The organism is Actinoplanes sp. OR16 (assembly GCF_004001265.1).
In the GTDB taxonomy this organism is placed as follows: Bacteria; Actinomycetota; Actinomycetes; order Mycobacteriales; family Micromonosporaceae; genus Actinoplanes.
In genome coordinates this window covers 8421002-8441099 of the sequence record NZ_AP019371.1, presented here as the reverse complement: position 1 = coordinate 8441099, position 20098 = coordinate 8421002, and the positions used below count along the sequence as shown (strand labels likewise).

The following is a 20098-nucleotide window of genomic DNA, read 5'->3' as shown; positions in this document are numbered from 1 at the left end:
TTGACGATGGGTGGAACTCGTGGTGGCTGGTGTTCCTGTCGTTGTCATGCGGGGTGGGAGCGGCACAGGGTTCTACTTCCTGCGGGAAGACCTGCCGGCGGATGCCGGGCTGCGCGATGAGCTGCTGCTGCGGGTCCTGGGGTCGCCGGTCGACGGGATCGGGGAGGAGCGTTCGCGGGCGAGCACGGTCGTCGTGATCGGGTCGTCCTCCGCGGGGGACGCCGATGTGGACTGCCGGGTTCTCCGGGTGTGCGGGGATGAGGCGCGGGTCGCCGGTGGGCAGGCCTGTGAGGGGACTCTGGCCGGGGCCGGGGCGTTCGCGATCGAGCGTGGGCTGGTCGCCGCGAGCAGAGGACGGGACGCGGTCCGGGTCCGGGTGGCCGGCGGTGGCGGGCTGACGGCGGCCGTCGTCCACGTGCCCGTCGACGACGGTGGGCGGCCGGTCTATCACGGGGAGACGGCCGTCTGTGGTGTCCCGGGAACGGCGGCGCGGATCATCGTGGAATTCCGGGAGACGAAAGGCGCGAAACTGCTTCCCACCGGGAACGTCGTCGACGATCTCGGTGGTATCGAAGCCACGCTCATCGACAACGGGACGCCGGTCGTGCTCGTCGAAGCCACTGCGCTCGGCGTGACCGGGCACGAGTCGCCTACCAGGTTGGAATACGACGATCGGCTCCGCAGCCGGGTGGAGAGCCTGCGACTGCTGGCCGGCGAGTTGATGGGGCTCGGGGACGTGCGGGGGTTCGGCGTACCGGAAATGGGGTTGATCTCCCCTCCTGCCGATGGCGGGAGCCTGTGCGCCCGGATGTTCAGCCCGCATCGGGTGCATCCGGGGATCGGGGTGATGGCGGGCGTCTCGGTCGGCACGGCGGCGGCCATCCCGGGCAGTGTGGCGGCGCGCGTGCGGGGCCGGCGGAAGCGGGACGTCGTGCGGCTGGAGCATCCGGGCGGGTGGGTCGACGTCGTCGCGGAGGTCGGCTACGACGGCCGGACCGTCACGACCGGCCGGACGGCCGTGGTCAGCACGGCCCGGATGCTGCTCGACGGCACGGTCCATCCGCGTTGAGTCGGCGTGATTGTCGCTGATCCTGATACCTTGCTGAAAAGGCCGCTCACCTGTGGTGATGCGGCCACTCTTATGTTCTCGGAACACGTTGTTGACAATTTCTCCGACGATTCGTAACGTCCGCGTCACGCCCGTCGGAAGGTCCCCGGACATGACCGCATGTGGTTCTTCAGCGACCCATCTGATCCTGCGGGGACAGGTGCTCGACCGTGATGCCGGTTTCGGTGAACGTGCGGGTCACGTGCCCCGAGGTGTAGACCCAGAGGATCCGCAGCGGCGCGTCGCCGGCGTTCCGGAACAGGTGCGGGACGGGCGACGGGATGTACGTGGTGTCGTGGCGGGAGAGCCGCGTCACCGTTCCCTCGACCAGCACCTCGGCCTCACCGTCCAGGATGGTCACGTGCTCGTCGCAGTTGTGCGCGTGCATCGGGGCGCCGGTGCCCACCGGGTAGACGCTGATCCCGCTGGTGATCCGGTTCTCGCCGGCGGCCGACGTCGTGGTGATGAGCGGCGTCGTGACGATGGCCCCGCCACGGTCCAGAACCGGCACGTCCGCGGATTTGATGATCACGGTCATGAGCCGAGATTAGGCCTCGGAAAGGTACGTCCGATGCAGCCTTACGTTGCGTCCGGCGATCTGTGAGGCCCGATACGGCGGGGTTACGTTCCTGCAAACACCTCGAAATCCCACGCTAGAGGGCTGGTTGGCAATGAGACTTCCCGTGATCGACCCCGACGACATGAGCCCGCGTCAGCGCGAAGTCGCCGAGCGCATCGCCGGTCGGCGCGGCGCCGTACGCGGTCCGTTCCGTGTCTGGCTGAACAGTCCCGAGCTGTGCGACCGGGTCGAGTCCCTCGGCGCGTTCCTGCGGTTCGACTCGAGCCTGCCACTGCGCCTGCGCGAGCTGTCGCTGCTGATCGCGGCCCGGCACTTCGACGCGCAGTACTCGTGGAACGCGCACTGGGAGAAGGCGGTCTCCGAGGGCATTCCGCTCGATGCGGTCCGGGCGATCGCCGAGCACCGCGAGCCGCGGTTCGACACCGCCGAGGACGCGGTCTTCTACCGCTTCTGCACCGAGCTGCTGCGGAACCACTTCGTCGCGGACGACACGTTCGCGGAGGCGAAGCAACGATTCGGCGCTCAGGGGCTCGTCGACGCCGTCGGCTCGCTGGGCAACTTCAGCATGCTGGCGCTCTGCCTCAACGCCTTCGAGGTGGATCTCCAGGCCGACCGTGAGCCGCCGTTCCCGGACGTCCACGGCTACGCCAAGGTCGCGCGATGATCAGGGTCGAGGGCGTCACGAAGAGCTTCGGCGGCGCCGCGGCACTCACCGGTGTGACTGTCGAGTTCCTCCCCGGCGAGGTGCACGCCCTGATGGGCATGAACGGCGCCGGCAAGTCGACGCTCGTGCAGATCCTCTCCGGCGCGCTCCACCCGGACTCGGGTGTGCTCGAGGTGGGCGGTCACGTCCAGGCCCACCTGAACCCGCGGCAGGCGCGCAGGGCCGGCATCTTCACCGTCCCGCAGCGCCGCGAGCTGGTGATGGGCCTGACCGTCGCCGAGAACATCATGCTCGGTGACCTGCCGACCAGCGGTTCGCTGGTCCGCTGGCGGGAGGTCCGGGAGACCGCGCAGGCGGCGCTCACCGGCCTCGGCATCGCGATCGACGCTGACGCGGTCGCCGGCGACCTGACCGTGGCCGAGCAGACCATGGTGGAGGTGGCCCGCGAGGTACGCCGGGGCGGCAAGGTGCTGATCCTCGACGAACCCACCGCGTGCCTCGGTCCGGAGGCCGCCCAGCAGATCCGCGACCTGGTGCTCCGGCTCCGGGACAGCGGCGTGGCGGTCGTCTTCATCTCGCACCACATCTCCGAGGTGCTCGCCCTCGCCGACCGGATCACCGTGCTGCGCGACGGGCGGGTGACCTGGGCCGGTCTCGCGACGGAGACCGACGAGAAGGCGCTGGTCCGCGACATGGTCGGCCGGGACGTGGTGTCGCGGCGCCCGGCCCGTCCCGCCTGTTCCTCCACGATCGCCATAGCGGTTCGCGGGCTGGCCGACGGCCGTTTCATGGACGGATTCGACATCGACGTCCGGTGCGGCGAGATCGTCGCGGTGCTGGGCCCGGCGGGGGATGCGCAGTCCCGCTTGTTCGACCTCTTGTCCGGCCGGCGCAAAGCGGACAGAGGATCAGTAGAGGTAGCCGGAAAAAAGCTAAAAATCGGAAATGTCCGTCACTCACTGGCCAGCGGACTCCGCTGCGTCACCGGCGATCGGCGCCGGCTCGGACTCATCCCCGGCCTGACCGTCGACGAGAACGTCATGCTCGCCCAGGACCGCCTGGACAAGCGCCGCATCCAGCGCTGGAGCCGGCTGACCGGGCGGGCCGCGCCGCTGCGGGAGAAGTACCGGGTGGTGTCGCTGGCGAAGAACCCGCCCGTCGAGCAGTTGTCCGGCGGCAACCAGCAGAAGGTGCTGCTGGCCAAGTGGCTCGGCACGAACCCGCGGGCGGTGCTGCTCGAGGACCCGACGAACGGCGTCGACGTCTCCGCGATGGCGGAGATCCACGCCCTGGTCGACCGGCTGGCCGGGGAGGGCGCCGCGGTGCTGCTCGCCTCCTCGTCCGCCGAGGAGGTGATGCGCCTGGCCGACCGCGTCGTGGTGGTGCGGGACGGCCGGCGGATCGCCGAGTACGAGGTGGATCGGATCACCCGCGACGAGCTGATCGCCGCGACGCTGGGAGGAACACTGTGACGACGACCCTCGCGACCGCGGCGCCCAGAGCTGCCCGGATCAGGGCGATCCCGCACGCGGGGCTCCTCGCCGTACTGATCGGGATCGTGATCTTCGCCGGCGTCCGGACGGACGCCTTCCTCACCACGAACAACCTGCTCAACGTGGCCCGCCAGGTCTCCGTCGTCGCGGTGATCGCGGCCGGCCTGACCCTGCTGATGGTCGCCGGCGGCATGGACTTCTCGATGGGCGGCAACGTCGCGGTCACCACGGCGGTCGCCGCGCAGATGCTCGCGCACGGCTGGTCGACGGCGGTCACGATGGCCGCGGCGATCGTCCTGTCGATCCTGATCGGCCTGGTCAACGGCGCGGTCGTGACGTTCGCGAAGGTGGCGCCGTTCGTGGCCACGCTGGCGACGGCGACCCTGCTCGACGGCGTGGCGCTGCTGGTCATCAACGGCATGAGCATCTCGATCGGCGACCACCTGTCCGGCCTCGGTAGCGGGACGACGTTCGGCCTGCCCAACCTGATCTTCGTGGCGGCGCTGGTCCTCGCGGTCGTCGCCCTGGTGATGCGGTACACGGCGTTCGGCCGGGACGCGTTCGCGATCGGCGGCAACGAGGACGTCGCACGGCTCAGCGGGATCGCCGTGTCCCGCGACAAGCTGCTCCTCTACGGGCTCGCCGGCGCGCTCTCCGGCCTGGCCGGGATCATGCTGCTCTCCCGGCTGGCGGCGAGCAGCCCCGGCACCGGCGGGCTGCAGCTGCAACTCACCGCGGTGGCGGCGGTCGTCATCGGCGGCACCTCGCTCGCCGGCGGCAAGGGAACCATCGGCGGCACCATCCTCGGCGTCCTGCTGCTCGGTGTGGTCGCCAACGTGCTCAACCTGCTCCAGATCTCCTCCTATTACCAGCAGATCGCGGTGGGCGCGGTGCTCCTGATCGCGGCGATCGCGAACCTCCTCCAGAGTTCCAGGAAGCGATGAGAGATGAAATTTCGAGTCATAGTGGCCGTCGCTCTCTGCGCGGCCTCACTGAGCGCCTGCGGTGACGAAGCCGGCGGCAGCACGGACAGCGTCACCCTCGGGTTCGTGAACGGCGCCAACACCGAGTTCCACACCTGCCTGCAGCGTGCCGTCGACGCGGAGGCGAAGGCCGAGGGCGCCGAGCTGATCACCGCGAACTCGAAGCAGGACCCGGCCACCGAGCTCAACAACATCGAGGACATGATCTCGCGCAACGTCGACGCGCTGATCGTGCAGACGGTGAACGTCGACGCGCTGAAGAACGACATCACCAAGGCCAGGAGCGCGAACATCCCGATCTTCCTGACCTCGGTGATCGCCAGTGACACCTCGGACATCCTCGGCGCCGTCGTGGTCGACCTGAAGCAGGTGGGCGCGCTCGACGCCGGGTACATCGCGAAGGACGCCGGCGGCGCGCCGGTCGAGGTCGGCATCGTGGCGGGCGCGCCGGGCGCCGCCAGCGACCTGATGGTCGGCGGTTTCACCGGGGCGCTGCCGCCGAACGCCACGGTGGTCGCGAACCAGCCGGGCATGTTCAACCGGGCCAAGGCGCAGGATGTCGCCGAGAACATGATCCAGGCGCACCCGAACCTGAAGTACGCGTTCGTGGCGAACGAGGAGATGGCGTTCGGCGCGCTCCAGGCGTTCCAGGCGGCCGGCAAGGACGTCGAGATCGTCACCGTCAACGGCACCGACGAGGGCCTGGCCGCGGTGAAGGACGGCCGGTTCGCGGCGACCGTGGCGAATTCGGCGACGGTCACCGGCCGGCTCGCCGTGAAGAACACGATCACGCTGCTCGCCAAGGGCAACGCCGAACGGATCGCGAACACCCCGATCACGCTCATCACGAAGGACAACGTGGCGGAGGCGCCGCAGTACTGCCTGGAGGGGTGAGCAGATGGACCGCATCCTCGTCATGCGCAGTTTCGTCACGGTCGCCAAGATCGGGAGTTTCAGCGGCGCCGCCAAGCAACTCGGCACGTCCGGCTCGCTGATCTCCCGGCACGTGGCCGATCTGGAGAAGCAACTGGGTGTGCATCTCGTGAACCGCACCGCCCGTTCGGTCAGCCTGACCGAGCCGGGCCAGCGGTACAGCGAGTTCGCCCAGCGGATCCTCGACGAGATCGACGACGAGGATGCGCGGATCGCGGAGCTGCACGACCGCCCCGAGGGTCCACTCTCCATCATCTGTCCGAAATGGATCGGCGGCCTGGACCTCGGTGACGCGATCGCCGCGTTCTCGGTCGCCCATCCGAAGATCGCGGTGCGGTTCGAGCTCGGCGGCATGTCGGACCGCACCTACGACTTCCTCGACTCCGGGTTCGACGTCGCGTTCCACACCCGTGACCTGCGGGATTCCAGCGTGCGGCTGAAGCGGATCGCGTCGCTGCCGTTCGTCCTCTGCGCCGCCGGCTCCTACATCGAGAAGCACGGGCTGCTCACCGACCCGAACGATCTCGGCCACCACGACTGCCTCGTGCACGTGAACGACCCGGTCTGGCGGATCGGCCACGGCCACTCCAGCACCCTGCACAAGATCCGCAACATCGGGTTCCAGTCGAATTCGTACATCGCCCTGCACAAGGCCGCCGTGCACGGCCGGGGCATCGCGCTGCTGCCCACCCGATCGGCCTACGACGATCTGGTCAGTGGAGCGCTGCGGGTGCTGCTCCCCGGACTGCCGGTGCCGAGCCGCTCGCTCTACGCCATCTACGGGCCGGCGCCGCAGGCGCCGCGGAAGGTCGAGGTGTTCCTCGGCTTCCTGACGAAATGGTTCGCCGAGAATCCGCTCCCGGTCTTCGAGGAAAGGTAGGCGGCAGTGGGAGTCCAGCGCATCGAATCCGTTGTCTACACCGTCGACGACATCGATCTGAACGTACGATTCTTCACCGATTTCGGGCTGACCCTCGTCGCCCGCGACGAATCCAGCGCTGTCTTTCGCACGAGGATCAATCAAACCCTTTCCCTGTACGAGGGATCGCCCCGCTCTCTGCCGCCACCCACCGAATCCGGCCCCACCCTGAGAGAGATCGTCTGGGGTGTCGACACACCCGCCGAGCTGGAGAGGCTCGCGAAACAGGCGGGCGCCGACCGGCAGACCCCGGACGGCGTCCTGCACACCGTCGACCGCACCGGGTTCGGGGTGGGCCTGACCCTGGCCGGCGACCCCGGCCCGGCCCCGGAACCGCCCCGCCCGGCGAACACGTCCGGTCACGTGACCCGGGTCAACCAGGCGCTGCGGTCCGTCGGCCGGGTCCGCCCGATCCGGATGTGCCACGTCGCGCTGAACATCCCGAAGAAGGGCCGGGAGGAGGCGGTGGCGTTCTACACCGGCCTGCTCGAGTTCATCCCGACCGACGTGGTGCAGCCGATGGGCGTCTTCATGCGCGTCCAGGGCGACGCCGACCAGCACAACTTCCTGCTCTGCCACCGGCCGGACAAAGCCGGCGTCAACCACGTGTCCTATGAGGTCAACGGTTTCGACGAGGTGATCGAGGGCGGCAACCACATGATCGCCCAGGGCTGGCAGGAGGCCCGCAGGCTCGGCCGGCACACGGTCGGCTCCAACGTCTTCCGGTTCGTGCACGCCCCCTGCGGCGGCCGGGTCGAGCTGGCCGCCGACATGGACCGGATCGACGACTCGTACGGCACCCGGGTCCACGAGACGACCCCGCCGCACCACATCTGGACCTTGCGTACCAACAGGGAGAACGCCTCGTGAACCTCTACATCGACGGCCGGTGGGTGGCCGCCCCGGACAGCGCCCCGGTGCTCGACCCGGCGACCGAGGAGATCATCGGCATGGTCCCGCTCGCCGGCGCCGATCACCTCGACCAGGCCGTCGCGGCAGCCGTGCGCGGTGGCCGGGTCTGGCGGGACACGCCGATCGCCGACCGCACCCGGATCCTGCTGACGGCCGCCGGCCTGCTCACCTCCCGGGCCGACCAGGTCGCCCGGGTGATGACCACCGAACAGGGCAAGCCTCTCGCCGAGGCGAAGGGCGAGGTGCTGCGGGTCGCCGGCGCGCTGCGCTGGGACGCCGAGGACGCGCGCCGGGCGTACGGGCGGATCATCCCGTCCGCCGGTGACACCGTCCTGTCGGTCCGGCACGAGCCGATCGGCCCGGTCGCCGCGTTCACCCCGTGGAACTTCCCGGCCGGCTCCCCGATGCGCAAGATCGCCGGTGCCCTGTCGGCCGGCTGCTCGATCGTCATCAAGGCGTCCGAGGAGACCCCGGGCACGGCCGTCGAGATCGTCCGCTGCTTCGCCGACGCCGGACTGCCGGCGGGCGCCCTCAACCTGGTCTTCGGCGACCCGGCCACGGTGTCCCGGCACCTCATCGCGTCCCCGGACATCCGCCTGGTCGCCTTCACCGGCTCGATCCCGGTCGGCAAGCTGCTCGCCTCGCAGGCCGGCGCCGCGATGAAGCCGTCGCTCATGGAGCTGGGCGGCCACGCTCCGGTGATCGTCTGCGCCGATGCCGACCCGGCTTCCGCGGCTCGCGCGGCGGTGGCGGCGAAGTTCGCCAATGCCGGTCAGGTGTGCACCTCGCCGAGCCGATTCCTGGTCCACCGATCGGTGTATGACGGCTTCGTCGCGGAATTCCTCTCGGCGACCGCCGGGATCGTCGTCGGCAACGGCCTCGACGACGGCGTGACGATGGGCCCGCTCGCGAACCCGCGCCGGCTCAAGGCCATGGAGGAGTTCGTCGCCGACGCGGTCAGCCGCGGCGCCACCGTGGAGACCGGCGGGCGGCGCCTCGACCGGCCCGGCTTCTTCTTCGCGCCCACCGTGCTGACCGGCGTGCCCGGCGATGCCCTGATCATGCGCGAGGAACCGTTCGGCCCGATCGCGCCGATCACCGCCTTCGACGACCTCGACGAGGCGCTCGCGATCGCCAACTCGCTGCCCTACGGACTCGCGGCCTACGGCTTCACCCGATCCTCGAAGACCGCCGAGAAGCTGATCAGCGGATTCGAGGCGGGCATCCTCTCGATCAACCACTGTGGCGGGTCGGTGCACGAGGCGCCCTCCGGCGGCGTCAAGCAGAGCGGATACGGCCGGGAGGGCGGACCCGAGGGCCTGGAGGCCTACCTGATCACCAAGCGCGTCTCACACCTGCTGGTGGACTGATGAGGTACAGCCGCATCGCCCTCGCCGGCCGGCCGGTCTGGGGAGTGGTCGAGGACGGGCTCGTCCACGTCCTCGACGGCTCGCCGCTGGACGGCCCGGTCACGCGGACGAACGATCGGGTTCCGCTCGACGGCGCCTCCTTCCTGCCACCGGTCGTTCCGCCGGTCTTCTACGCGGTCGGGTTCAACTACCGCGGTCACGTCGCGGAACACGGAAAGCTTGCGCCGCAACGGCCGGAGGTCGGCTACCGGGCCACCAGCGCGCTCACCGGCCACGGTTGCCCGATCATCCGCCCCGCCGGGGTGAACGGCCGGTTCGAGGCGGAAGGGGAGGTGGTCGCGGTCATCGGCCGTACCGTCAAGAAGGCGACCCGGCAGGAAGCGCAGGAATCCGTCTTCGGCTGGACCATCGGCAACGACGTGAGCGCCCGGGAATGGCAGCACGCCGACCGCACCTTCTGGCGCAGCAAGAACAGCGACACGTTCAAGCCGATGGGCCCGTGGATCGACACCGACGTGAATCCGCTGGACCAGACCACCACCGTCCGGATCGACGGAACCGCCGCCGCCACCTTCGCGACCGGCGACATGATCTTCGACCCGTTCGACTACATCGTCGAGACCACGAAATACATCACCCTGCATCCCGGCGACGTCCTCTGGATGGGTGCTGACAGCACCGTCCAGCTGGAGCCCGGCAGCACCGTCGACATCGAGATCAGCGGGATCGGCGCACTCTCCAACCCCGTCCTGGAGGAATCATGAGCAACGCACCGAAGTACATCCACCACGTGAACTTCCCGACCACCGATCCGGAGCGCACGATCCAGTGGTACGCGAAGGTGTTCGGGCTCAAGGCGATCACGCCGAAGAGCAACACCCGGGTGGTCTTGATGACGCGCGGCAACTTCGACCTGCACTTCACGCCGGTCGAGGAGATGGACCGGATGGCGCCCTACCACTTCGCCATCGAGGTGGAGGACTGGGACGGTTTCCTCGCGCATCTCCGGGAACTCGGCATCCGGCACACCCGGCCCATCGAACGCCCGGAGAACCAGTCGAAGTTCTGCTACATCCACGACCCCGACCACACCATGATCGAGCTCGTCCACCACGGAAAGCGGCCCGCCTGATGCCTGTTGTCCATTCCTCCGACGGCACCGAGATCTACTACGAACGGCACGGCGCCGGGCCCGCGATCCTCTTCGTGCACGGCTCCGGCGGCCACCACGCCGCCTGGTGGCAGCAGGTCGCCGCGCTCCGCGACCGGTACACCGTCGTCACCGTCGACCTGCGCGGCTTCGGCAAGTCCGGCTCGTCGATGCCGGAGTTCGACGGGCAGGACTTCCCCGGCGACCTGATCGCCGTCCTGGACGCCGAGGACCTGCACGACGTGCTGCTGGTCGGCCAGTCGATCGGCGCGGTCGCCGCCCTCAAGGCCGCGCTGCGGCGGCCCGACCGGGTCGGCGGGGTCGCCCTCGGGCACTCGCTCGGCGGACTCGACCACCCGGAGCTCTCCGAGCTGGTCGCCGCCGACCGCGCCGAAGCCGTGAAGCTGCCGGTCCTCGACCGTCTCCTCTCGCGTCGCTTCCAGGAGGAGGAGCCCGCCAGGACGTTCCTCTTCCAGCAGATGGGCACGTTCAACGTCGCGAAGATGGCCGACCTGCGCAACCTGTCGGTGAACGGCCCGACCATCGAGGAGATCGTCGCGTCCGGGGTCCAGGTGTGGTTCCTCGCCGGCGAGACCGACGCGGTGCTCAGCGTCGCCACCGTCCGCCGTGCCCACGAGCTGCTCAAGGGCTCGCACCTGGAGATCGTGCCGGGCGCGCCGCACTCGATGTACTGGGAGTCCCCGTCGCTCTACAACGCGGCCGTCGCGAAGATCCGGGAGGCGCTGTGAAGCTCACCCTCGCCGAAGCCGAGGAGATCCTGGCCGGTGTGCTGTCCCGTGGCACGGCGATCGGCAAGGCGCTCAGCGTCGCGATCGTCGACGCCGGCGGCCACCTGATCTCGGTGAAGCGCTCGGACGGCGCCCGCGCGCTCACCCCGAGCATCGCGATCGCGAAGGCCTACAGCGCCGCGATCATGGAACGCCCGACGAACATGCTCCACGACTGGGCGCAGAGCAACCCGGGCTTCTTCGCCCAGCTGTCCAGCATGGCCGCGCACCCGATCGTGGCGACCGAGGGCGGTGTCACGGTCAAGCGGGACGGCGAGATCCTCGGCGGTCTCGGTGTCTCCGGCGGCACCCCGGCCGAGGACCAGCAGGCCTGCGAAGAGGTGCTGAAGGAACGCGGCTACGAGTTGGTGTTCGCGGCCTGGGGACGGAGCAGCGGGGGGCCGGATCGTGGCTGACACCTTCAAGTTCCGCATCGACCACCACGGCAGCCTCGTCAGGCCGCCCGAGCTGCTGGCCGCCCGTGCCGCGGTGGGCCTACCGCCGGGCGACAAATCCGAGATGTCCGGTGAGGAGGCGGCTGCTCTCCGGGCCACCGATGCTCTCCGGGCCACCGAGGACGCGGCGATCGCCGAAGCGGTTCGGCAGCAGCGCAAACTCAGCCTCACGGTGGTGACCGACGGCGAATTCCGGCGGGAGGAGTCGCGCGATGCGATCTTCTCGGCGGTGGGCGGCTTCCGGCGTACCCCGGATGGATCCTGGCATGCCGCAGGCGAGCTGACACCGCATCGCTCGCTGGTAGCCGACGACGTGGCCGCGGTGGCCGGGCTGACCCAGGTCCCGGCCAAGGCCACGCTGCCGTCGCCGGCCCATCTCGCGGCCACCACGTTCGCCCCGGGCGGGCCGTGGAGGAGCGCCCGTGAGCTGGGTGAGGCCCTCGCCGTGATCATCCGGGAGGAGATCCAGGCGATCATCGCCCGTGGGGTGCGGCTGATCCAGCTGGACAACCACGGGTACGCCTCGTTGCTGTTCGGCGGCGGCCCGGCAGCGCTGACCCTGGAGGATGCGATCGCCGTCGACGCGGCGGCGGTGACGATCCCGGACAAGCCGTACGACGTCCGCATCGGACTGTGCCCGCTCACCCGCGCCGGCGCCGAACTGGACGTGGCCGCGGCCTCGGCGCTGTTCGCCGGGGTGCCCGTCGACCGGTGGGTGCTGCCGTACGACACCGGGGCGCCGGCCGAGACGGAGCTGCTGCGTCTCGTTCCCGCCGACCGGGACGTCTGCCTCGGCGTCGTCTCCCCGCTGACGGCCGCGCTCGAGGACGTCGGCACGGTGATGGACCGCCTCGACACGGCCGGCACGATCCGCGACCTGGAGGACGTGGCGATCAGCCCGAGCGCCGGGTTCGCGCCGGTGGCCGGCCGCCCGTCGATCGGCGTCGGGGACCAGTGGCGCAAGCTCACACACGTGGAGACGTTCGCCCGCATGTGCTGGGGGAACGAGCTCTGACCCGCTGGTGGCGTGCCGGGTTGCGGCGTGGATCGCGCCGCGGCCCGGCACGCGGGAGGTGGCGTCGGATGCGGGTCAGAGGATCTCGGCGAAGGTGACCCGGCGGTCCAGCAGGCGCGGGCGCACCACCGCGACGATGTACTCGGTGAAGTGCGGCGTCCGGGTGTGGGCTTCGAAACCGGCGCGGTCGTCGTACACCTCATAGAGGACGAACGATGTGGCGTCCTCGGTGTCGGCGTGCACGGCGTATTCGCGGTTCGCCGGTTCGCAACGGGTGTGCAGGCGCATCGTGAGCAGCGCCGAGCGGACCAGCTCCACATCCTCCGGGGCGCAGCGGTAGTGGGCGATGACGGCGTAGGCCACGGTTCCTCCAGGATTCGCGGGGGGGGGGGGGGGGGGGGCGTCGTGGATTCCAGCAGGAAAAAGGGTGCGCCGGGCGCAAGCAATGCTTCCCCGCCGGCGCGTGGTGGAGCGCTTTCCGCCGTTCCTAGCATTCGCCGGCAGAAGACCGACCGGAAAAGACCGACCGGAGAGACTGAGGAGTGATGATGCCCGTTCGCAGCATGGAGACCCTGGCCGGCGGATGCTGGAGGGGCGCCGATGACTGGATCGACGTCTATGATCCCGCCGACGTGACCGCGCCGGTCGTGCGGGTTCCGTCGCTCAGCGCCGCCGATGTGACCGCGATCTACGCGGCGGCGCAGAGCGGGTTCACCGTCTGGCGAGCCGTGAACGCCATCGAACGCTCCAAGATCTTGTCCGCGGCCGCGGTGCTGCTGCGCGTCCGGGCCGCCGAGATCGCCGAGGCCATCGTCACCGAGAACGGCAAGACGCTCGCCGAGGCCCGGGTCGAGGCCGAGAAGGCCGCCGACTTCTTCGAGTACTACGCGGGCGCCGGCCGCCAGGACTACGGCGCGCTCATCCACGACGCGCGGCCCGACACCCGGGCCGGCTACCAGCGCGAACCGCTCGGGGTGGTCCTGGCGATCACCCCGTGGAACGACCCGCTGATCACGCCGGCCCGCAAGCTCGCCCCGGCGCTCGCCGCCGGCAACGCGGTCGTGCTCAAGCCGGCCAGTGAGACGCCCACCTCGGGACTGCACCTGGCCCGGGCCCTGCACGACGCCGGACTGCCGGCCGGGGTGATCAACGTGGTGACCGGCCGGACCGGTGAGATCTCGGACGCGCTGCTCGACGACCCGCGGATCGCGGCGGTCAGCTTCACCGGCGGCAACGAGGTCGGCGAGGCCCTGCGGGTGCGGCTCGCCCGGCGCGGGGTGCGGTTCCAGTCCGAGCTGGGTGGCAAGAACGCCTCGGTGGTGCTGGCCGGCGCGAACCTGGAGAAGGCCGCCGCCGCCGTGGTCGCCGCGTCGTTCGGGCAGGCCGGTCAGCGCTGCACCGCGACCAGCCGGGTCCTGGTGGACCGCCCGATCGCCGAGGAGTTCCTCGTGCTGCTGCGTTCCAGGATCAGCGCATTGAGGGTCGGATCCGGACGGGCCGAGGGTACGAACGTCGGCCCCCTGGTCAGCCCCGCCCACCAGGCGAGCGTGCTGCGCGCGATCGAGGGGGCGGTGAAGCAGGGCGCCCGGCTCGAACTCGGCGGCGAGGAACTGCCCGGCGCCGGCTGTTTCGTGACGCCCGCGATCCTCACCGGCGTGACACCGGACATGGACGTGTGGCGCGAGGAGGTGTTCGGCCCGGTCCTCGCGGTCCGCGTGATCGACGGTCTCGACGAGGCGATCGCCGCCGTGAACGACACCCGGTACGGCCTGGCCGCCGCGATCTTCACGGACAGCCTGGCGGCCGCGAACCGCTTCCTCGCGGAGGCCGACTGTGGCCAGATCGCCGTGAACACCACGACGTCCGGATGGGACGTGCACCAGCCGTTCGGCGGGTTCCGTGAGTCCGGCTCCCCCTTCAAGGAGCAAGGACCCGAAGCAGTGCGGTTCTATACCAAGGTCAAAACTTTCGCCGTGCATTTCGGCGGCTGATTCACAGGGGGCGACACACGTGGCGGACGAGACCATCGCGATCGTCGGAGCCGGCATCGTCGGCCTGGCGATCGGGCGGGAGATCACCCTGCGCCGGCCGGGCACCAAGGTGGTGATCCTGGAGAAGGAGTCCGAGGTCGCCCAGCATCAGACCGGCCACAACTCGGGCGTCGTGCACGCCGGCATCTACTACACGCCGGGCAGCCTCAAGGCGGAGCTGTGCACCCGCGGCCGGCTGCTGCTGCGTGAATACTGCGCGGAGAAGGGCATCGCGTACGACGAGTGCGGCAAGCTGGTCGTCGCGGTCCGCCGGGACGAGATGGGCCGCCTCGACGACCTGGAGAAGCGGGCCCGGGAGAACGGTGTGCCGGGTCTGCGCCGTGTCGATCCGGCCGGGATCCGGGAGATCGAGCCGCACGCCACCGGCCTCGCCGCGCTGCATTCCCCGGAGACGGCGATCACCGACTTCCCGGGGGTCGCGAAGGCGTTCGCCCAGGACGTCGTGCGGAGCGGGGGAGAGGTACGAACGAACTTCGGCGTGGATCGGCTCACGCCGGCCGGTGGCCGTATCGAGGTGGCTTCGGGAGAGCGCCGGCTGCTCGCCGACCAGGTGATCGTCTGCGCCGGCATCCAGTCGGACGAGGTGGCCCAGCTGGCCGGCGACACGCCCGGTCCGCGGATCATCCCGTTCCGCGGTGAGTACATGCGGGTCAAGCCGGCGAAGGCGGACCTGGTGCGCGGCATGATCTACCCGGTCCCCGACCCCCGGTATCCCTTCCTCGGCGTCCACTTCACCCGCCGGGTCACCGGTGTGGTGGAGGTGGGTCCCAACGCCGTGCTGGCGACCGCGAAGGAGGGCTACCGGCGTACGAAGATCAATGTCTTTGATCTTCTCGGCATCGCCGCCTGGCCGGGCACCTGGCACATGGCCCGCAAGCACTGGCGGACCGGCGTGAAGGAGGTCCGCGGATCGCTGTCGAAACGGCGGTACATGACCGAGGCGATGCGGTACGTCCCGGAGATCGGCGCGGCCGACGTCTACCGGGCCGGCGCCGGTGTGCGCGCCCAGGCCCTGGACCGTGACGGCAGCCTCGTCGACGACTTCCGCATCCACCGTCTCGGCCCGGTCACGGCCGTCCGCAATGCCCCCTCACCTGCGGCGACGTCATCCCTGGCGATCGCCGAGCACGTGGTGGAACAGATCTTCGGGAAGTAGCCGGTTCATGCAACAACCGATTGCGTTCCGCGGACTCCGCAGGGCCGGGATTCCCCCATAGCTTGTGAGCAGTCCCGCCGGTCAGAAAGGAAACGCACATGTTCGTCGTCGACTCCCAGGTGCACATCTGGAAGGAAGAGACCCCGGACCGCCCGTGGGTGCCGGGTGCTCGCGAGCGTATCCGGCTCAACGGCCACCGGGAGGACCCGTTCAGCTACGAGGAGTGCCTCGCCCTGATGGACGAGGCCGGTGTGAACCGGGCGCTGATCCTGCCGCCGTCCTGGGAGGGCGACCGCATCGATTACGCCCTGGAGGCGTGCGAGGCGCACCCCGACCGCTTCGGCATCATGGCCCGCATCCCGCAGAACAAGCCCGCCGAGGGCGCGGCCATGCTCAAGGACTTCGCGCAGAACCCGTACGTGAAGGGCACCCGGTTGACGTTCCACCGTCCGATCGACCGCAACTGGATGATCGACGGCACGAACGACTGGTACTGGCCGCTCGCCGAGGAACTGAACATCCCGACGATGGTGCACGCGCCGATCTGGAAGGCCGAGCTCGGCGCCATCGCGGCGAAGCACCCCGGCTTGAAGATCATCATCGACCACATGGGGATCATGGCCCGCTGCGTCGACGACGCGATCGGGTACTGGGTGCAGGAGACCGCCGACCTGCACGCGCACCCGAACATCTACGTGAAGGTGTCGGCGCTGCCCGGCTACTCGACCCAGCCCTTCCCGAACCTCAACATCGAGAAGTACGTGCGGGAGATGGTCGACAAGATGGGCCCGCAGCGCTGCTTCTGGGGCACCGACATCACCCGGCTGCTCGGGCACGGCCTCAGCTACGTGGAGACGATCGAGCAGTTCACCAAGCACTTCGACTTCACGCCGGAGGAGCTTGAGTGGATCATGGGCCGGGGCATCTGCGAGGTCCTCGACTGGCCGATCTCGGCCGCCTCGCGATGACGCACCGGACCGACGGCGGCGACGCGGTCGTCAGCGCGTTCACCGCGGCCGGCGCGGATTACCTCTTCTCCTCGCCGGGGTCCGAGTGGGCCCCGGTATGGGAGTCGCTGGCCCGCCGGCACCGCGACGGCCTGCCCTGCCCCCGCTATCTGGACCTGCTGCACGAGACCGTGGCGGTCGGCATGGCGACCGGTTACGGCCTGATCACCCGCCGGGCCCAGGGTGTGCTGCTGCACGCCGGGCCGGGCCTGCTCCAAGGGTCGATGGCCGTGCACGGCGCGCTGCTCGCCGGCGTGCCGATGGTGGTGGCCTCCTCGGAGTCGATCACCTACGGCGACGGGCCGGGACCGGACCCGGGCGGCCAGTGGTACCGCAACCTGTCCGTGGTCGGCGGCCCGCACCAGATGGCCGCGCCGTTCACCAAGTGGTCGAACCAGGCCGCCAGCGTGCACACGCTGACCACCATGATCACCCGTGGCGCGGAGCTGGCGTCCCGGGCGCCGGCCGGGCCGGTCTACCTCAACATCCCCCTCGAAGTGCTGCTCGATCCGTGGGGCGACCGCGAGGTGAAGAAGGTCGTCGCTCCCGGCGCCACGGTCAGCGCGGCCGAGGACATCCAGGCCGTCCTCGACGTGCTCGCCTCGGCCGTCTCCCCGGTGATCGTCACCGAGACCACCGGGCGGGAGGAGGGCGGGCTGGAAGCGCTCGTCCTCTTCGCCGAGACGCTGGGGATCCCGGTCGTCGAGCCGAACTCGGCGGTCTGCGTCAACTTCCCGCGGACGCATCCGCTGCACGCCGGAAGCGACCTCGACGCCGATTCCGCCGATGTGATCGTTCTGATCAACTGCCGGGCGCCGTTCTATCCGCCCAGTGCCCGGCCGGCCCGGGCGAAGATCATCGTGATCGACGAGGTGCCGCAGCGGCCGCACATCGCCTACCAGGTGCTGAACGCCGACTACTACCTGGAGGGCGGGGTCGCCGCGACCCTGCGCGCGCTGGCGGCGGGCTTCTCGGGCGACATTCCGGATATTTCGGTATTCGCCTCGCCGGAGGGTGATGCGGTCGCCGCCGCCGAGGCCCGCGCCGCGACTGCGGACGGGATCGATCCGGTTCATCTGGTGGCGACGCTGCGGTCTTCCATCGGCGGCGATTCCGTCGTCGTCGACGAGACGATCACCCACAGCCGCGTCGTCCAGCGTCATCTGCGGCGCACCGAGCCCGACTCGTACTTCTACGTGCAGGGCGGCCTCGGCCAGGGCATGGCGGTGGCGCTCGGCGTGAAGCTGGCCGTGCCGGACTCGCTCGTCGTCGTCACCGTCGGCGACGGGGCGTTCCTCTACAACCCGGTCATCCCGTCGCTGCAGGCTGCCAAGGCCCTTGCACTTCCGGTGCTGATCCTCGTCTTCAACAACACCGAGTACCGCTCGATGAAGATGAACCACCTGCGCTTCTACCCGCAGGGCGCCGCCGTCGAGACCGGGGAGTTCCTCGGCAACGACCTCAGCGATCAGCCCGATCTCGCCGCGTTCGCCGAGCCCTTCGGCATGTACGGCGAGACCGTCTCGCTCCCCGGCGAACTCGCCCCCGCACTGGACCGCGCCCTCAAGGCGGTCCGCAGCGGCACCACCGCGATCCTCAACGTCCACGTCACCCGCTGAAGAGGCCCTCATGAAAGTCGTCCTACCGGCCGCCGGCCTGCGGACCTTCACCACCGCGCTGTTCACCGCCGCCGGCGTGGCGCCGGATCACGCCGCCACCATCGCCGACGTCCTGACCTGGGCCGGTCTGCGCGGCGTCGACTCGCACGGCGTCTCCCGGGTGCCGCGCTACCTGGAACTGCTCGACTCGGGGGAGGCCTCGGCGCGGCCCTCGCTCGTGTTCGGCTCGACCAGCCCGGCGGTCGCCGTCCTCGACGCCGACCGGGCGCCCGGGCCGGTCGCGCTCACGGCCGCCGCCGACGAGGCGATCACGCGGGCGCGGGTCAGCGGGATCGGGGCGGTGGGCGTACGCCGGACCGTCCACACCGGCGCGATCGGCTACTACACCTCGCGGATCGCCGACGCCGGCCTGGTCGGCGTCGCGTTCGTGGCCGGCATGCCGAACATGGCGTACCCCGGCGTCACCGGCGCGGCCGTCGCCACCAGCCCGCTCTCGATCGCGGTCCCGGCCCCCGGCCACCCGCCGGCGCTGCTCGACATGGCGACGGCGGGCATCGCGCTCGGCAGGATCGCCCAGTTCCGCAACGCCGGCAAGACGCTTCCCGAGGGTACGGCGGCGACCGCCGACGGCACTCCCACGACCGACCCGAACCTCGCGACGATGCCGCTGCCCCTCGGCGGGGCCAAGGGCGCCGGCATGTCGCTCGTCTTCGAGCTGATCACCAGCGTGCTGGTCGGCGCGCCGATCTTCAGCTCGTTCCACGGCGACGACCCGCAGGGCCGGGTGCACCGGCAGAACGCGCTGATCCTGGCCCTCGACCCGGCCGCGTTCGGCGAGGCGGAGGCGTTCGGCCCGGCCGTCGCCGCGACCCTGGAGACGCTCAAGGGCCTGCCCCGGGCCGACGAGGACGTGGAGATCCGCTACCCGGGCGAGGGCAGCGCGGCGGTGGCCACCCGGCGTGCGGCCGCGGGTGTCCCGGTCGCGCCCAAGGTCTGGGCCGAACTCCAGGTGGCCGCCGCGAAGCGGGGAGTCCCCGTCCCGGCCGTGAACCCGGTCTGACAGCGATCAAGCCCCCGGCGGCGGTCAGGGGGCTGCCGGGGACGGGGCTCGCCGGCGGGCGGCCGGCACGACCAGCGGCGTACCCGTCTCCGGGTCGTCGATGACGCGGCAGGGCAGGCCGAAGACGTCCTCCACCAGCGAGGCGGTGAGCACCTCGGCCGGCGGCCCGGCCTTCGCGATCCTGCCGTCGCGCATGGCGATCAGGTGGGTGGCGTACCGGGCCGCGTGGTTGAGGTCGTGCAGGACGGCGACGAGCGTGCGGCCCTGCGTCTCGTGCAGCTCGGCGCAGAGGTCGAGCACCTCGATCTGGTGCGCGATGTCCAGGTAGGTGGTCGGCTCGTCGAGCAGCAGCAGCGGCGTCTGCTGGGCGAGCGCCATGGCGAGCCAGACCCGCTGCCGCTGCCCGCCGGACAGCTCGTCGACGTTGCGGTCGGCCAGGTCGCCGACCTTGGTGGCGGCCATCGACTCGGTCACCACGCGCTCGTCCTCGGCCGACCAGCGCCGCACGATGCTCTGGTGCGGGTACCGGCCGCGGGCCACCAGCTCGGCCACCGTGATGCCGTCCGGCGCGATCGACGACTGCGGCAGCAGGCCGAGCGTCTTGGCGACCACCCGGGTCGGCACCGAGTGCACGTCCTTGCCGTCCAGCAGCACCGTGCCGGCGGCCGGCTTGAGCAGCCGGGACAGCGCCCGCAGCAGGGTGGACTTGCCGCACGCGTTCGGGCCGATGATGACGGTGAACGAGCCGTCCGGGATGTCGACGCTCAGCTCTTCGGCGATGACCCGCTTGTCGTACGCCAGAGTCATTCCCGTACCGCTGAGGCGACTCATCTTC

Annotated in this window: 21 protein-coding genes; 18 read left to right on the top strand and 3 right to left on the bottom strand. The window is 70.3% G+C overall.

Annotation, left to right across the window (positions count from 1 at the left end; all coding sequences use genetic code 11):
- Window positions 1-10 precede the first annotated feature (10 nt).
- The gene (locus EP757_RS38900) at window positions 11-1069 is read left to right on the top strand and encodes a PrpF domain-containing protein (protein WP_370457735.1); all 1059 of its coding nucleotides are present in this window, start codon (window positions 11-13) and stop codon (window positions 1067-1069) included.
- Window positions 1070-1238: 169 nt separating this feature from the next.
- Here EP757_RS38900 and EP757_RS38895 read toward each other — a convergent pair whose 3' ends face one another.
- Window positions 1239-1646, bottom strand: coding sequence for a cupin domain-containing protein (locus tag EP757_RS38895; RefSeq protein ID WP_127553328.1), 408 nt, complete (start codon window positions 1644-1646; stop codon window positions 1239-1241).
- A gap of 145 nt (window positions 1647-1791) precedes the next feature.
- Here EP757_RS38895 and EP757_RS38890 point away from each other — a divergent pair, with 145 nt between their 5' ends.
- The 12 genes from EP757_RS38890 to EP757_RS38835 are packed head-to-tail and all read left to right on the top strand — an operon-like array spanning window position 1792 to window position 12370.
- Window positions 1792-2352 (top strand): carboxymuconolactone decarboxylase family protein, encoded by a 561-nt coding sequence (locus EP757_RS38890; protein ID WP_232050236.1) that lies wholly within the window; start codon window positions 1792-1794, stop codon window positions 2350-2352.
- Window positions 2349-3824 carry a sugar ABC transporter ATP-binding protein gene (locus EP757_RS38885; RefSeq protein WP_127553326.1) on the top strand — a complete coding sequence of 492 codons (1476 nt, stop codon included), beginning with the start codon at window positions 2349-2351 and terminating at the stop codon, window positions 3822-3824. The genes EP757_RS38890 and EP757_RS38885 overlap by 4 nt, the downstream gene beginning before the upstream one ends.
- Window positions 3821-4789 carry an ABC transporter permease gene (locus tag EP757_RS38880; RefSeq protein ID WP_127553325.1) on the top strand — a complete coding sequence of 323 codons (969 nt, stop codon included), beginning with the start codon at window positions 3821-3823 and terminating at the stop codon, window positions 4787-4789. The genes EP757_RS38885 and EP757_RS38880 overlap by 4 nt, the downstream gene beginning before the upstream one ends.
- Window positions 4790-4792: 3 nt before the next feature.
- Window positions 4793-5722, top strand: a complete 930-nt coding sequence (locus EP757_RS38875; protein WP_127553324.1) for a sugar ABC transporter substrate-binding protein — start codon at window positions 4793-4795, stop codon at window positions 5720-5722.
- Window positions 5723-5726: 4 nt separating this feature from the next.
- Window positions 5727-6641: a LysR family transcriptional regulator gene (locus tag EP757_RS38870; protein WP_127553323.1), complete on the top strand. Its 915-nt coding sequence runs from the start codon at window positions 5727-5729 to the stop codon at window positions 6639-6641.
- A gap of 6 nt (window positions 6642-6647) precedes the next feature.
- Entirely contained in the window at window positions 6648-7550 is a 903-nt protein-coding gene (locus EP757_RS38865; RefSeq protein ID WP_127553322.1) for a VOC family protein, read from the top strand.
- Window positions 7547-8962: an NAD-dependent succinate-semialdehyde dehydrogenase gene (locus EP757_RS38860; RefSeq protein ID WP_127553321.1), complete on the top strand. Its 1416-nt coding sequence runs from the start codon at window positions 7547-7549 to the stop codon at window positions 8960-8962. The genes EP757_RS38865 and EP757_RS38860 overlap by 4 nt, the downstream gene beginning before the upstream one ends.
- Entirely contained in the window at window positions 8962-9726 is a 765-nt protein-coding gene (locus tag EP757_RS38855) for a fumarylacetoacetate hydrolase family protein (protein WP_127553320.1), read from the top strand. Before EP757_RS38860 ends, EP757_RS38855 begins: the two co-directional genes overlap by 1 nt.
- Window positions 9723-10094 (top strand): VOC family protein, encoded by a 372-nt coding sequence (locus EP757_RS38850; protein ID WP_127553319.1) that lies wholly within the window; start codon window positions 9723-9725, stop codon window positions 10092-10094. The genes EP757_RS38855 and EP757_RS38850 overlap by 4 nt, the downstream gene beginning before the upstream one ends.
- A complete protein-coding gene (locus EP757_RS38845) occupies window positions 10094-10861 on the top strand; it encodes an alpha/beta fold hydrolase (protein WP_127553318.1) in 768 nt (255 codons plus the stop codon). The genes EP757_RS38850 and EP757_RS38845 overlap by 1 nt, the downstream gene beginning before the upstream one ends.
- Window positions 10858-11316, top strand: a complete 459-nt coding sequence (locus EP757_RS38840) for a heme-binding protein (protein WP_127553317.1) — start codon at window positions 10858-10860, stop codon at window positions 11314-11316. Before EP757_RS38845 ends, EP757_RS38840 begins: the two co-directional genes overlap by 4 nt.
- A complete protein-coding gene (locus tag EP757_RS38835; RefSeq protein WP_127553316.1) occupies window positions 11309-12370 on the top strand; it encodes a methionine synthase II (cobalamin-independent)-like protein in 1062 nt (353 codons plus the stop codon). The genes EP757_RS38840 and EP757_RS38835 overlap by 8 nt, the downstream gene beginning before the upstream one ends.
- Window positions 12371-12445: 75 nt before the next feature.
- Here the strand turns inward: EP757_RS38835 and EP757_RS38830 are convergent, their stop codons facing one another.
- Entirely contained in the window at window positions 12446-12733 is a 288-nt protein-coding gene (locus EP757_RS38830; RefSeq protein WP_127553315.1) for a putative quinol monooxygenase, read from the bottom strand.
- Between the two features lie 185 nt (window positions 12734-12918).
- Between EP757_RS38830 and EP757_RS38825 the strand changes: the two genes are divergently transcribed.
- From EP757_RS38825 to EP757_RS38805, 5 genes are all read left to right on the top strand, one after another.
- A complete protein-coding gene (locus EP757_RS38825) occupies window positions 12919-14361 on the top strand; it encodes an aldehyde dehydrogenase (protein ID WP_232050235.1) in 1443 nt (480 codons plus the stop codon).
- 19 nt (window positions 14362-14380) lie between these two features.
- Window positions 14381-15577, top strand: a complete 1197-nt coding sequence (gene lhgO / locus EP757_RS38820) for an L-2-hydroxyglutarate oxidase (protein ID WP_127553313.1) — start codon at window positions 14381-14383, stop codon at window positions 15575-15577.
- Between the two features lie 98 nt (window positions 15578-15675).
- Complete coding sequence (locus EP757_RS38815) at window positions 15676-16545, top strand: amidohydrolase (RefSeq protein WP_127553312.1); 870 nt, start codon at window positions 15676-15678, stop codon at window positions 16543-16545.
- On the top strand, window positions 16482-18203 hold the full coding sequence (locus EP757_RS38810; protein ID WP_232050234.1) for a thiamine pyrophosphate-dependent enzyme: 1722 nt from the start codon (window positions 16482-16484) through the stop codon (window positions 18201-18203). The genes EP757_RS38815 and EP757_RS38810 overlap by 64 nt, the downstream gene beginning before the upstream one ends.
- A gap of 10 nt (window positions 18204-18213) precedes the next feature.
- Window positions 18214-19263, top strand: coding sequence for an Ldh family oxidoreductase (locus EP757_RS38805; RefSeq protein WP_127553311.1), 1050 nt, complete (start codon window positions 18214-18216; stop codon window positions 19261-19263).
- 24 nt (window positions 19264-19287) lie between these two features.
- On the opposite strand, the gene EP757_RS38800 is transcribed toward EP757_RS38805, so the two are convergent.
- Window positions 19288-20094, bottom strand: a complete 807-nt coding sequence (locus EP757_RS38800; protein ID WP_127554661.1) for an ABC transporter ATP-binding protein — start codon at window positions 20092-20094, stop codon at window positions 19288-19290.
- Window positions 20095-20098: the final 4 nt, after the last annotated feature.